The organism is Nocardioides luti, from assembly GCF_014212315.1.
Taxonomy (GTDB): Bacteria; Actinomycetota; Actinomycetes; order Propionibacteriales; family Nocardioidaceae; genus Nocardioides; species Nocardioides luti.
The window spans coordinates 53044-66493 of sequence record NZ_JACKXE010000001.1; the positions used below are offsets into that span (position 1 = coordinate 53044).

At 72.6% G+C, this 13450-nt stretch carries 12 protein-coding genes; 6 read left to right on the forward strand and 6 right to left on the reverse strand.

The window, feature by feature from the left end:
• Positions 1–14: 14 nt before the first annotated feature.
• The gene (locus tag H5V45_RS00200; protein ID WP_185251073.1) at positions 15–188 is read right to left on the reverse strand and encodes a CsbD family protein; all 174 of its coding nucleotides are present in this window, start codon (positions 186–188) and stop codon (positions 15–17) included.
• Positions 189–366: 178 nt separating this feature from the next.
• Here H5V45_RS00200 and H5V45_RS00205 point away from each other — a divergent pair, with 178 nt between their 5' ends.
• From H5V45_RS00205 to H5V45_RS00220, 4 genes are all read left to right on the forward strand, one after another.
• A complete protein-coding gene (locus H5V45_RS00205) occupies positions 367–984 on the forward strand; it encodes a hypothetical protein (RefSeq protein ID WP_185251074.1) in 618 nt (205 codons plus the stop codon).
• 3 nt (positions 985–987) lie between these two features.
• The gene (locus H5V45_RS00210) at positions 988–1749 is read left to right on the forward strand and encodes a TetR/AcrR family transcriptional regulator C-terminal domain-containing protein (protein ID WP_185251075.1); all 762 of its coding nucleotides are present in this window, start codon (positions 988–990) and stop codon (positions 1747–1749) included.
• Positions 1736–2752: a YihY/virulence factor BrkB family protein gene (locus tag H5V45_RS00215; protein WP_221633839.1), complete on the forward strand. Its 1017-nt coding sequence runs from the start codon at positions 1736–1738 to the stop codon at positions 2750–2752. The genes H5V45_RS00210 and H5V45_RS00215 overlap by 14 nt, the downstream gene beginning before the upstream one ends.
• Positions 2753–2890: 138 nt before the next feature.
• Positions 2891–4753 carry a bifunctional metallophosphatase/5'-nucleotidase gene (locus H5V45_RS00220; RefSeq protein WP_185251076.1) on the forward strand — a complete coding sequence of 621 codons (1863 nt, stop codon included), beginning with the start codon at positions 2891–2893 and terminating at the stop codon, positions 4751–4753.
• 38 nt (positions 4754–4791) lie between these two features.
• Here the strand turns inward: H5V45_RS00220 and H5V45_RS00225 are convergent, their stop codons facing one another.
• Together H5V45_RS00225 and H5V45_RS00230 are read right to left on the reverse strand one after the other, a co-directional pair.
• Positions 4792–5190 (reverse strand): hypothetical protein, encoded by a 399-nt coding sequence (locus tag H5V45_RS00225; RefSeq protein ID WP_185251077.1) that lies wholly within the window; start codon positions 5188–5190, stop codon positions 4792–4794.
• 1 nt (position 5191) lies between these two features.
• Positions 5192–6229: a glycosyltransferase family 2 protein gene (locus H5V45_RS00230; protein WP_185251078.1), complete on the reverse strand. Its 1038-nt coding sequence runs from the start codon at positions 6227–6229 to the stop codon at positions 5192–5194.
• Between the two features lie 166 nt (positions 6230–6395).
• On the opposite strand from H5V45_RS00230, the gene H5V45_RS22495 reads away from it, so the two are divergent.
• A complete protein-coding gene (locus H5V45_RS22495; protein WP_185251079.1) occupies positions 6396–8447 on the forward strand; it encodes an ATP-binding protein in 2052 nt (683 codons plus the stop codon).
• On the opposite strand, the gene H5V45_RS00240 is transcribed toward H5V45_RS22495, so the two are convergent.
• A complete protein-coding gene (locus H5V45_RS00240) occupies positions 8428–9234 on the reverse strand; it encodes a DUF2785 domain-containing protein (protein ID WP_185251080.1) in 807 nt (268 codons plus the stop codon). The two genes, H5V45_RS22495 and H5V45_RS00240, sit on opposite strands and share 20 nt — an antisense overlap.
• A 249-nt stretch (positions 9235–9483) precedes the next feature.
• On the opposite strand from H5V45_RS00240, the gene H5V45_RS00245 reads away from it, so the two are divergent.
• The gene (locus H5V45_RS00245) at positions 9484–10245 is read left to right on the forward strand and encodes an alkaline phosphatase family protein (protein ID WP_246415938.1); all 762 of its coding nucleotides are present in this window, start codon (positions 9484–9486) and stop codon (positions 10243–10245) included.
• Positions 10246–10261: 16 nt separating this feature from the next.
• On the opposite strand, the gene H5V45_RS00250 is transcribed toward H5V45_RS00245, so the two are convergent.
• Entirely contained in the window at positions 10262–11116 is an 855-nt protein-coding gene (locus tag H5V45_RS00250; protein WP_185251081.1) for a patatin-like phospholipase family protein, read from the reverse strand.
• A 101-nt stretch (positions 11117–11217) separates the two neighbouring features.
• On the reverse strand, positions 11218–13449 hold the full coding sequence (katG, locus tag H5V45_RS00255; protein ID WP_185251082.1) for a catalase/peroxidase HPI: 2232 nt from the start codon (positions 13447–13449) through the stop codon (positions 11218–11220).
• Position 13450: the final 1 nt, after the last annotated feature.

The following is a 13450-nucleotide window of genomic DNA, read 5'->3' on the forward strand; positions in this document are numbered from 1 at the left end:
CGGCGAGGGGTGACTCAGGACTTGAAGACGTCCTTGACGTCCTCGCCGGTCTTCTTGACGCTGGCCTCGGCCTGGTCGGCCTTGCCCTCGGCCTTCAGCTTGTCGTTGTTGGTCAGGTCGCCCGCGGCTTCCTTGACCTTGCCGGTCGCGTCCTGGGCGGCGTTCTTGGCCTTGTCGCTGAGACTCATGTCGCACTCCTTGCTGTCGCCCGCCGGCGGCTGCCGGCGGGTCCGGTGCGGGAGAACGGCCGTCCCCCCGGGCGTACTGGAACTTTCAACGAGATTCGTGATTACGTTGTAAGCCCGTGGGTACCTTACGTCGTAAGACCAAGAACCCCGAGCGTCACCGACCTCCTCAGGAGTCCTCATGAGCACCACCCAGCCCACCCCCGCCGATCCCGCGGGCACCCCCGTCGTCGACCGCCGCGAGGTCCTCCACCGCGAGAAGGAGGCCTTCGGCGGGGTCAAGATCTTCTGTGCCTTCTTCGGCTGGCTCACCGCCACCGGCATGACCGTGCTGCTCACCGCCCTCCTGGCCGCCGTCGGCGCCGGCGTCGGGCTCGCCTCGAGCGCCTCCGAGGTGGCGGGGGCCGCCGCCGACCAGGGCGTCTCGGCCGCGGAGATCGGCTGGGCCGGTGTCGTGCTGGTCCTCGTCGTGGTGTTCGTCGCCTACTACAGCGGCGGGTACGTCGCCGGCCGGATGGCCCGCTTCGACGGGATCCGCCAGGGCATCGCGGTGTTCGCCTGGGCCGTCGTCGTGGCGATCCTGGTGGCGATCCTCGGCGCGGTCGCCGGCGCGAAGTACGACGTGCTGGACAACCTCAACAGCTTCCCCCGCCTGCCCGGCAGCTTCTCCGACCTCAGCATCCAGGCCGTCGTGGCCCTGGTCGGCGTCGTCGCCGCCGCCCTGGTCGGCGCGATGGCGGGTGGCCTGGCCGGCATGCACTTCCACCGCAAGGTCGACCGCACCGGTCTCGGTCGCTGACCCATGACCCCCCACGAGCGTGAGCTGACCACGACGGACGCGGACGGGCACCCCGACGCGGACGCGGCCATCGTCCTGGGCGAGGACCCGCCCTCGGCGCGGGTCCCGCTGGACCGCCGCCGCATCGTCGACGCGGCCCTCGAGCACATCGAGGAGTCGGGCCTGGCCACGCTCACCATGCGTCGCCTCGGCGCCCGGCTGGACGTCGAGGCGATGTCGCTCTACCGCTACGTCCCCGGCAAGGAGGACCTGTTGGACGCGATCGTCGAGATCCTCATCGGCGACATGCACGAGGACCCGGAGGTCCTGGCCGCGCCCGAGTGCGGGTGGCAGGACTTCCTGCAACGGCTCGCCCACGGCGTACGCCGGGTGGCGCTGGCGCACCCGAAGTCGTTCCCGCTGGTGGCCTCCCGGCCGCCCGAGGCGCCCTGGCTGCGCCCGCCGCTGCGCAGCCTGGACTGGGTCGAGACCTTCCTGTCCGGGCTGTGCAGCGACGGCTTCAGCGACGAGGCGGCCGTGGCCGGCTACCGCGCCTTCACGAGCTTCCTGCTGGGCCACCTGCTCCTCGAGGTGTCCTCGCTGGGGGCGGACATCGGGCCGCTCGACGTGCTCGAGGACGGCGACGACGAGGACCCGCGGCTGCGCGACCACCCCACGGTCCGGCGGCTGCGCCGCGGCCTGGGGGAGGACCACGCCGCCGCGGAGTTCGAGGAGGCGCTGGAGGAGCTGCTGAACCGGATCGCGGTGATCCGTGTCGAGCTCTGAGACCGGCACCGTCGCCCGCCTCGACGCCTTCCAGCAGCGTCATCCCGTGGTCGGCATGCCGATCTCGATCCTCTACAAGTACGTCGACGACGGCGGCGGCAACCTGGCGGCGCAGATCACCTACTACGCCTTCGTCTCCCTCTTCCCGCTGCTCCTGCTGGCCTCCACGATCCTCGGGCTGGTCCTCACCGGGCACCCGGAGCTGCAGGCCCGGGTGCTCGACTCGGCGCTGACCCAGCTCCCGGTGGTCGGCGACGACCTGCAGCGCCCGCGCAGCATCGGTGGCGGGCTGGCCGGCATCGTCATCGGCGTGCTGGGCGCCGTCTACGGCGCCATGGGGGTCGGGCTCGCCGTGCAGAACGCCTGCAACACCGCCTGGACGATGCCGCGCAACCAGCGGCCCAACCCGATCAAGTCCCGCGGCCGGAGCATCGTGCTGCTCGGCGTGATCGGCGCCGACGTCCTCGGGACCAGCCTGGTCGCCGGCGTCGTGGGCGCGGCGACCTTCCTGGGCCCGCTGTCGAGCGTCCTGGCCCTGCTGGGCTGCTGGGCCGTGCACGCTGCGACGTTCGGATTCGTCTTCCGCTTCGCCACCACGCGCGAGCTGACCTGGCGCGACGTGGCCCCGGGGGCGGCGCTCGCGGCGTCGGCCTGGCTGGGCCTGCAGTTCGTCGGCGTCGCCTACGTCAGCGGCACCGTGGGCAGCTCGAGCGCGACCAACGGGGTCTTCGCCGTGGTGCTCGGCCTGCTCGCCTTCCTCTACCTCACCAGCGTGGTGCTGATGGTCAGCATCGAGCTCAACGTCGTGCTCGTCGACCGGCTGCACCCGCGCACGCTGCTGACGCCGTTCACCGACAACGTCATCCTCACCGAGGCCGACAAGCGGTCGTACTCCGACCTCGCCAAGTCCCAGCAGCTGAAGGGCTTCCAGCACGTCGCGGTGGACTTCTCCGCCAGCCCGGCCGAGCAGCGGCTCGACGCGGACGGGACGAGCGGCGGCTGACGGGTCGCGACCCGGTGCCGTCGACGCTGTCGTCGGCAGATGTTGACATCGACCCGTCGCAGAATCGTTGCCTCCGGGTGGTCCCTTCTGGTCTGGACCGGGTTACCGTGCCCGCGATCCCACCCACAAGGAGCCCACATGCATCTGAATGGTCGCCGTGTCAGCGCACTCTCGGTCGTTGCGCTGACCTCACTGACGCTCGGACTCGGCAACATCGCCGCGTCCGACGCCACGGCAGCCAGGCCGTCGTCCACCCAGGCCAAGAGCGTCTACCACCAGCTGACGCAGCCCAAGGCGAAGAAGAAGTACATCAAGCTCGACCTGCTCGCGCTCAACGACTTCCACGGCAACCTCGAGACGGTCCCGTCGACCAGCTCGAGCGGCCGGATCAACAACACGCCCGCCGGCGGCGCCGCCTACCTCGCGCGGCTGATCCGGCACGAGCGCACGGTCTCGCGGGACAACGGCGCCAAGCCGATCACCGTGGCCGCCGGGGACCTGATCGGTGCCTCGCCGCTGCTGTCCGCCGCGTTCCACGACGAGCCGACCATCAAGTTCATGAACCAGATCGGCCTCCAGGTCGCCTCCGTGGGCAACCACGAGTTCGACGAGGGCTACCGCGAGCTGCGCCGCATGCAGCGCGGCGGCTGCCTGGCCGACGGCCCCGACGGCGCCAACGGGCAGAACTCCTGCCCCGGTGACCAGGGCTTCGACGGCGCGGACTTCCAGTACCTCAGCGCCAACGTCAAGTGGGCCGACCGGGCCGGCCACTCCCGCGACACGCTCTTCCCGTCGACCAAGATCATGAAGGTCCGCGGCGTGAAGGTGGCCTTCATCGGCATGACGCTGGAGGGCACGCCCGCCATCGTCAGCCAGGCCGGCATCCAGGGCCTGGACTTCACCGACGAGGTCGAGACCGCGAACGCCCTGGTGCCGAAGCTGCGCAAGAAGGGCGTCAAGTCGATCGTCGTCCTGCTGCACGAGGGCGTCACGCCCGCCGACACCACGGCGTACAACGACTGCACGGGCCCGGCCGGTCCGGCCCTGGAGATCGCGCAGAAGCTCAGCCCCGCGATCGACGCGATCGTCTCGGGCCACACCCACCAGCCCTACAACTGCGTGGTGGCGGACCCGAAGGGCCAGCCCCGCCTGCTCACCAGCGCCGCGTCCTTCGGACGCATGGTGACCAAGCTGCACCTGCTCATCGACCCGGCCACCCGCGACATCGTGCGGCCGGCCGAGTACGCCCACAACATGATCGTCGAGAACGACGCGTCGGTGGCCCCGAGCCAGGACGTGCTGGACCTCATCGGCGTCTACAAGACGCTGGTCGAGCCCATCGCGAACAAGGTCATCGGCCACATCGACCCCGGCTCCCAGATCGTGAAGACGGCCGACAGCAACGGTGGTGACTCGCCGCTGGGCAACCTGATCGCCGACGGCCAGAAGGCCGACGACTCGGTCGTCACGGCCGGTGGGGTCAAGCCCGTCATCGCCCTGATGAACCCGGGCGGCATCCGCGCCGACCTCGTCGAGAACTCCAACGGTGACGTGACCTACGGCGGCGCGTTCTCGGTGCAGCCGTTCAACAACTTCGTGGTCTCCATGGACCTGACGGGCGCCCAGATCCGGGCCCTGCTCAACCAGCAGTGGAACGGCCCGAACGAGGGCACCGGCCAGAAGATCCTGCAGGTCTCGGGGCTGTCCTACACCTGGGACGTCTCGGAGGCCGGCGCGCCGTCCACCGACGCCCTGGTCGGCACGGTCCTCGTCGACGCCGACGGGGACCCGGCCACGGCCCAGGTCCCGCTCGACGACGCGGCGACCTACCGCGTGGTGGCGAACAACTTCCTCTCCGACGGTGGCGACAACTTCACCACCTTCAAGGACGGCACGAACAAGCTGGTCGGCGGGCTCGACATCGACTCGCTGCGGAAGTTCCTCCTCGCGCACGACCCGGTGAGCCCCACGGCCACCGACCGGATCTCGCAGACGCCCTGACGCCTGGTCCGAGACCGCACGACGGACCCCCGCTCCCCTCAGGGAGCGGGGGTCCGGTGCTTCCCGGGGCCGGGCGCGAGGGCCGGCGGCAGCGGGTGGGGCGGACGGCCCGAGGTCGCCCACGCCCACAGGCGCAGCGCCACGACCAGCACGGCCAGCACGCCCACCGAGAGGAGCGCGGGGACCGCGACGACCAGGACACCCGTGCCGGGCAGGGCCGCGGGGACCAGCCCGAGGTGGGACACCGCGGCGCCGGTCAGCAGGACCGCACCCACCACCCCGAGCGCGGTCCCGAGCTGCCGCAGCACCAGTGCCCAGCGGGCCCGGCTGCTGCGACCCTGCAGGGTGCGGTGCAGCTCCACGACGGGCATCGCCAGTGCCAGCAGGACGTAGAACAGCCCACCCAGGCCGGTGCCCGGGAGTCCGGCGTTGTTCATCTCAGTGCCCCTTCTCGTAGACCAGCAACGGCCGGCGCAGGACCCACTCGGTCCACATCGCCTCCAGCATGTAGAGACCGTTGACCGCCCGCAGCACGAAGAAGCCGGGCAGCGAGGCGAGCGCCCGGCCGACCTCGCGCCGTGGCCAGGCGCGCACCAGCACGGGCACGAGCACCGCGGGGAGGTCGATGACGTAGGCCAGGAGGAACCACGGGTTGCCGAGCACCACGGCCAGGACCGGGATCACCACGAGGAAGACGAGCGAGGCCACCACCGCGTCGACGAGCGCCACCCCGACCATCGTGCTCAGGAACGGCAACGGGAGGATCCCGCGCCAGTGGAGCCCGACGTTCTGCACGAAGCCGTGCGACCAGCGCCGCAGCTGCTTGCCCATGAAGTCCAGGTCGTGCGGCTCGATCGGGTGGCAGACGGCCCCCGGCACGAAGCGGACCGAGCGACCGGTCCGGTAGAGGCTCCAGGTGAGATCCATGTCCTCGGCGCGGGTGCGCTCCGACCAGCCGCCGAGCCCGCGGAGGGCCTCGGCCCGGTAGGCCGAGAAGCAGCCGGAGGCGATCATCGGCTTGCCGTAGTAGTCCTGGGTGGGCTTGTAGAACGTGAACGACAGGAGGTACTCGACGTACCGTCCGCGCTCCCAGATGCTGCCCACGTGGCGGGGCACCACGAAGCCGCAGGTGGCGGCCACCTGCTCGTCGGCGACGAGCGGCACCATGAGCCGCTCCAGCGCGTCGGGGGCCAGCGTCGTGTCGGCGTCGATCGCCATGACGTACGGCGTGTCCACCTGGGCGAGGGCGAAGTTCTGCGCACCGGCCTTGGAGCCGGTGTTGGCAGGCGGCGTCAGCACCTCGGCGCCGGCCTCGCGGGCCAGGTCGCCGGTGCCGTCCGTGGAGCCGTCGTCGACCACGATCAGCCGGGCGGGCGGCGTCGACTGCGCCAGGATGCTGTGGACGGTCTCGGCGACGGACGCCGCCTCGTTGTAGGCGGGCACGATCACGGTCAGGGCGTCGGCGGGGGTCGGCAACGGGCACCTCCTCGGGGGTGGGGGAGCGGGGCGCGGTGATGAGACGGCGGCGACCGCGGTGCATGACGCGGTGGGCGTGGATCGGTGAACCAGGAGCAGGCGTCGACCTCAGCGCCTACGGTGGACTCCGGATGTCCGTATCTCGGACCGGCAGCCAGGAGTCGACGTGACGGGGACGGGGGAGCGCGTGACCTGGGCGGCGTATGCCCTGCTCGGGGTGCTGGTGGCTGCCTTCGCGGTCTCGACGGTGCCCGGGGTCCGGCAGCAGCCGGGCTTCCTGGTCCACGTCGACGGCTGGCTGCAGGGGACGGCGTACGTCGTCTGCGCGCTCGTGGCGGGTCTGGTGGCCTGGCGGTCCCGGGAGTCCCGGCGGCTGTGGGCGCTCGTGGCGGTGGCGATCGCCCTGCGGGCGCTCGGGTTCGTGCTGTTCCTGACGCACGTGCGCCGGCAGGTGCCCGTGCCCTACCCGTCGGTCGCGGACGCCGCCTGGCTCGCGATGGCGGTGGTGCTCCTGCTGGCGCTGCTGCTGCTGGTCCGCTGGCAGGTGCCCCGGCTGAGCACGACGCTCGCCCTCGACGGCCTGATGGCGGCCTGCGCGACGGCGGGCGCGGCGATCAGCATCCTCTTCGTGGCCCTGGACGGGCTGCTCCACCGCCAGATGGCGACCCGCGTCCTGGCGACGAACCTCGCCTACCCGGTGCTGGACACCGCGCTGCTGGTGCTGCTCGCCGGCGTCCTGACGGCACTGCGCTGGCGTCCCACGCGCTCGGTGCTGGTGCTGAGCGTCGGGGTGCTGGGCTTCGCCGTCGGCGACGCGACCTTCCTCTACGTCGTCACCACCGGGAGCTACCACCCCGGCACCTGGCTCGCGTCGCTGTCGATGGTCTCCACGGCCCTCATGGCGGTCGCGGGAGGAGTGCAGAACCGCGTGCTCCGCGACGACGTCGAGCAGCCCCCGCCCCGGCTGGGGGTCCCGATCGCCTTCGCGCTGGTGAGCCTCGCGGTGCTGGCCTACGCCTCCTTCGTCGAGGTGCCGGTCAGCGGCGTCGCGCTCAGCGTCGCCGCCCTGCTCGTCGCGATGGCGCGCGCCGTGCTGACGCTGGTGGGGGACCGCGCCGTCGCCAGTGCCGCCCTGGACCTGAGCAGGGAGGAGCTGCTGCGCTTCCGGGCGCTGGTCGAGGACTCGCAGGACTTCATCGGGATGGCGGAGCTGGACGGCCGGATCGTCTACCTCAACCCCGGCGGGCGCGAGCTGGTCGGGCTGGCGCCGGACGTCGACATCGGGACGGTCCGGATCCCCGACCTGCTGTCCGAGGCGGCGTACCAGCACTTCGTCGAGGAGGTGCGGCCGAACGTGCGGCGCCTGGGTGCCTGGCAGAGCGAGTCGACGCTGCTCGACCTGCGCGGCGGTCCGCCGATCCCCGTGGCCAGCTCCACCTTCCTCGTGCGGCCGGTCCGCGAGGGCGGGCAGCCGGTGCTGGCGACGGTGCAGCGCGACATCACCCGCCGGGTGGTCGACCAGCAGGCCCTGCAGCACCTGGCGGACGCACGCCAGGACCTCCTGCGGCGCCTCGTCCAGGCGCAGGAGGACGAGCGGGCCTCGATCGCCCAGGATGTGCACGACGACTCGGTGCAGGCGCTCGCGGCCGTCGACCTGCGGCTGGGGCTGCTCCGCCGCCAGCTCGAGGAGCGGGAGCCGGACCTCCTGGACAGCGTCGACAGCACGTTGGTGGCGGTCACGGAGGCGACCCGCCGGCTGCGCACGCTGCTCTTCGACCTCGAGTCGCCCGCCCAGGCCGCCGATCTCGCGACCGCGCTGACCGAGGCCGCGACGTACGTGTTCGACGAGTCGGGGGAGCGGTGGCGGATCACCGGCGACCGCACCGTCGACCTCCCGACGCCGAGCCGGGTGACGGCCTACCGGGTGGCCAAGGAGGCGCTCGTGAACGTACGCCGCCACGCGGGTGCCCAGCAGGTCGAGATCCACCTGGGGCGTGACGGCGAGGACGTCGTCGTCACCGTGCTCGACGACGGCGCCGGCATCCGCGCCGAGGACCTCGTCGACCAGGCGGGGCACCTCGGGCTGGCCTCGATGCGCGACCGGACCGCGATCGCGGGCGGCCGCGTCGAGGTGTCGGTGCGGCCCGAGGGCGGCACCCGGGTCCGGTTCTGGGTGCCGGGCGGCACGACGGTCCCGGTCACCACATCCACGGAGTGACGGTGTGCAGCACCTCCGCGAGCCGGTCGAGGACGGCCCGGCGGTGCACCACCTCGACCACCTCGTCGGGGCCGGTCCGGACCCCGCGGTCGACGAGCAGGTAGAGCATCCGCAGGGTGTGGAGCGTGTTGCTGACGTGCGCCGGCACCGGCCCGGGCTCGCCCGCCGCCAGGAGGTCCGCGACGGGGTCGAGCCAGCCCAGGGCGTCCGTGGCGGCGAGGTCGGGGCGCGCGAGCACCAGGGCGACGGCGTGCGCCAGCCGGTCGTGCTCCTGGTCGTGCCAGACCTCGTCGACCGGCGCGACCAGGCGGGCGGCGGCGAGGTCGAGCATCCGCCGTGGCACGACGTCCGGGTGGCGGCCGGCCTCGCCCAGCAGGTCGGCCCCGTGGGCGACCGCGTGCACCCAGCCCAGGTCCGCGTCGTGCCCCCGGAGGTCCGGCTCGGCGGCGTACCACTGCTCGAAGGCGTCGATCCACCCCGGCTCGCAGACGCCCCGCGACACGAGCGCCGCCAGGACGAGCGGTGCGAACGACCTCGCCTGCACCTCGTCGGCGGTGAACCGCGCCGCCACCAGGTGGCCGAGGGGCCGGAGCCGGTCGTCGGGCAGCACCCCGTCGCCGATCCAGGTCACGAGGGCGGCGTACGCCGTCTCGTCACGCTCGAGGGGATCCCGCGACGCCAGCAGGTCGGTCAGCTCGGCCACCAGGGCGTCGAGCCGGGCCGGGTCCCGGCGGACCTCGTCGGGGAGGGCGAAGTCGCTGCTGCGGAGCTGCTGCCAGTCGGTCATCCGTGGACGCTAACAAGCCCGTGCCTACGCTGAGGTGTGCGCGCGCTCGGTTCGGTCGTCGGGACGGCCCTGGTCCTCCTCCTGTCGTCGTGCGCCGCGTCGGACTCCGCACCACCCGTGAGCGCGCCGCCGGCGACCGCCCCTGCGTCGGCCGCGCCGCCCGCGACAGCCCCGACGTCGGCTGCGCCGTCAGCGTCGACCAGCAGCGCGCCGCCCGCGGCGCCACGGGTCACCAAGCTGATGGTCGTGATGGTCGAGAACCACTCGCTGGACCAGATGCGGACGCAGCTGCCCTACACCTTCGGGCTCGCGCAGGAGCACGGCTACGCCACGCACTACGCGGCGCTGACGCACCCGAGCCTGCCCAATTACCTCGCCATCGCCGGCGGCAGCACCTTCGGCGTGACCGACGACGACCCGCCGGTCGCCCACCCGGTGCGCGGGGCGTCCGTCTTCGGCCAGGCGCTGGCCCACGGTCGCACCGCGACGCTCTACGCCGAGGGGATGCCCTTCGGCTGCGCGCGGGAGGACGGCGGCGAGCGCTACGGCGTCCGCCACAACCCGTGGGCCTACTTCGCCGACGAGCAGGCGGCCTGCGAGCAGCACGACACGACGCTGGCCCAGCTGCCGGCCGACGTGGCCTCCGGCGACCTCCCGAACGCCGGGATGCTGGTCCCGGACACCTGCCACGACGCGCACGACTGCGACGCGTCGGTGGCCGACGCGTGGCTGCGGACCGAGCTCCCGCTGCTGATGAGCGGTCCGGACTGGCGGGCGGGACGGCTCGCGGTCGTGGTCACCGCGGACGAGGACGACCACAGCCAGGGCAACCTGGTGCTGACGACGGTGCTGCACCCGAGCCTGCACGGGGTCGTGGTGGACACCCCGCTGACGCACTACTCACTGACGCGGTTGTACGACGAGGTGCTCGGCGTCGCCCCGCTGCGGGCGGCCCGCCGCGCCCCGTCGATGGCGCAGGCGTTCGGCCTGCCGGTGGCCGGCCTGCGCTGAGCGTCCCGTCGGGCGCTCAGGCCGCGCGGAGGTGCGTGGGCGCGGGCGTCGGCGCCGGGGTCGAGAGCACGGCGCGGGCGGCCTCCGCCCCGAGCCGGATCAGGTCCTCGGTGTGGGTGAAGTCGAAGACCCCGCCGCAGTCGAAGGCCTCGTCGAGCTTGATCCGCCGGACCGTGACGCCGGACGGGACCGGCGGCTCGTCCCGGTTGCGCACGGACGCCACCAGGGAGGCGATGAGCACGTCGAGCGGGCTGCGCAGCGCGCGGGAGCTCTGGGGGGTGCGGGTGACGTCGAGGACCCAGACCGTGTCGCCCGGCTCGGCGACCGCGAGGGTCCCGGTGAGCGGCACGTTCTCGGAGATGCCCGCGTCGATGTGGGTGGCGGGCCCGGTGGCGCCCCGCAGCACGACGGGCGGGAAGAGCCCGGGGAGCGCGGCCGACGCGGCCAGCAGGTCGGGGATGTAGCCGTGCTCGTGGTGGACCGAGCGGCCGGTGAGCAGGTCGGTGGTGGCGACCCGGACCGGGATCCGGAGGTTCTCGAGGTGGTAGGTCGGGATCCACTCGGCGACCATCCGACGGAAGCGGTCCGCGGAGAAGAGGTAGGGCCGGCGACGGGCGACGTTGACGACGACGCCGCGGCGGTGGCCGCAGAGGGCCTCCTCGGTCATGCCGCGCCACTTCGCGGCCAGGGCCTCGACGCCCTCGAGGCCCGGGTGCGACCCGAGGAAGCAGGCGTTGATGGCGCCGACGGAGCCGCCGACGAGCACGTCGGGCTCGATCCCGGCGGTCATGAGCGTCTGGAGCATCCCCACCTGACCGGCGCCCCGAGATCCACCGCCAGAGAGGACGAAGAAGGTTCGTCCCGTTGTCATGGGAGTTCCTCTACCCACCCGCGAGCGAGTCCGAACCGCGGGGCCGGGACGTCTAGTCCAGTCGGCCCCGCGGTGCGGGTCGGGTGTGCGTCAGCGGCAGGTCAGGCGACGTCGAACCGGTCGAGGTCCATGACCTTGGCCCACGCGGCGACGAAGTCCGTCACGAACCGCTCCTGCATGTCGTCGCTGGCGTAGACCTCGGCCAGCGCGCGCAGCTCGGAGTTCGACCCGAAGACCAGGTCGACGCGGCTGCCGGTCCAGCGGACCGCACCGGACGCGTCGCGAGCCTCGAACGACTCCGAGGAGTCGTCGGTGGCGTGCCACGTCGTGCCGAGGTCGAGCAGGTTCACGAAGAAGTCGTTCGTGAGCGTGCCGGGCCGGTCGGTCAGGACCCCCTGCGTCGACTGGCCGGCGTTCGCACCGAGCACCCGCAGGCCACCGACGAGCACGGTCATCTCCGGGGCGCTGAGCGTCAGCAGGTTGGCGCGGTCGAGCAGGAGGTACTCGGTCGGGAGGCGGTGGCCCTTGCCGAGGTAGTTGCGGAACCCGTCGACGGTCGGCTCCAGGGCGGCGAACGACTCGACGTCGGTGTCCTCCTGGGTGGCGTCGCCGCGACCGGGCGTGAACGGCACCGTGACGTCGTGGCCGGCGTCGCGGGCGGCCTGCTCGATGCCGGCGGCCCCGCCCAGGACGATCAGGTCGGCCAGGCTGACCTGGCTGCCCTCGGCGTTGAACGCGTCGCGGACGCCCTCGAGCGCCCGCAGCACGACGCGGAGCTCGTCGGGGTCGTTGACGGTCCAGCCGTTCTGCGGCTCGAGGCGCAGGCGGGCGCCGTTCGCACCGCCGCGCTTGTCGCTGCCGCGGAACGTCGAGGCCGAGGCCCACGCGGTCGAGACGAGCTGGGACACGGTGAGGCCCGAGTCGAGCAGGTGGCGCTTGAGCGTCGCGACGTCGTCGTCCGAGAGCGACGCGTCGCCCGCGGGGACCGGGTCCTGCCAGAGCAGCGTCTCCTGCGGGACCTCGGGGCCGAGGTAGCGCTGGATCGGGCCCATGTCACGGTGCGTGAGCTTGAACCAGGCGCGGGCGAAGGCGTCGGCGAACTCCTCGGGGTGCTCGTGGAAGCGCCGCGAGATCTGCTCGTACGCCGGGTCGAACCGCAGCGACAGGTCGGTGGTGAGCATCGTCGGGACGCGTCGGGCCGAGTCGGCGGCGGGGCCGGGGACGGCGTCCTGGCCGGCGCCGTCCTTCGGCTGCCACTGGTGCGCGCCGGCGGGGCTCTTCGTGAGCTCCCACTCGAAGCCGAAGAGGTGGTCGAAGAAGTCGTTGCTCCAGCGCGTGGGCGTGGTGGTCCAGGTGACCTCGAGGCCGCTGGTGATCGCGTCCTCGCCCTTGCCGCTGCCGAACGAGTTCTTCCAGCCCAGGCCCATCTCCTCGAGGGCAGCACCCTCGGGCTCGGCGCCGACGTACTCGTCGGGGTCGGCGGCACCGTGCGTCTTGCCGAAGGTGTGGCCACCGGCGATCAGGGCGACGGTCTCCTCGTCGTTCATCGCCATCCGGCGGAACGTCTCGCGGATGTCGCGGGCCGCGGCGAGCGGGTCGGGGTTGCCGTTCGGGCCCTCGGGGTTGACGTAGATGAGGCCCATCTGGACGGCGGCGAGCGGGTTCTCGAGCTCGCGGTCACCGGTGTAGCGCTCGTCGCCCAGCCACTCGGTCTCGGGGCCCCAGTAGACGTCCTCGTCCGGCTCCCAGACGTCCTCGCGGCCGCCGGCGAAGCCGAACGTCGCGAAGCCCATCGACTCGAGGGCAACGTTGCCGGTGAGCACCATCAGGTCGGCCCACGAGAGGCTCTGGCCGTACTTCTTCTTGACCGGCCACAGCAGGCGGCGCGCCTTGTCCAGGTTGCCGTTGTCGGGCCAGCTGTTCAGCGGGGCGAAGCGCTGCTGCCCGGCACCGGCGCCGCCGCGGCCGTCGCTGATCCGGTAGGTCCCGGCGCTGTGCCAGGCCATCCGGATCATGAACGGGCCGTAGTGGCCGAAGTCGGCCGGCCACCAGTCCTGCGAGGTCGTGAGCACCTCGGTGATGTCCTGCTTCACCGCGGCCAGGTCGAGGGAGCGGAAGGCCGCGGCGTAGTCGAACGCGTCGCCGAGCGGGTTCGCGACGGCCGGGTTCTTCGCCAGGATCTTCAGGTTGAGCCGGTCCGGCCACCAGCCGCGGTTGCCGCCGCCCTGGGTGGGGTGCGGGGCCCGGTCGTGGGCGACGGGGCACTGGCTCGCCTTGGGCTCGCCGGCCTCCTCGTTCATCTCGCCGACGACGGCATCGTGGTGCTCAGGCATG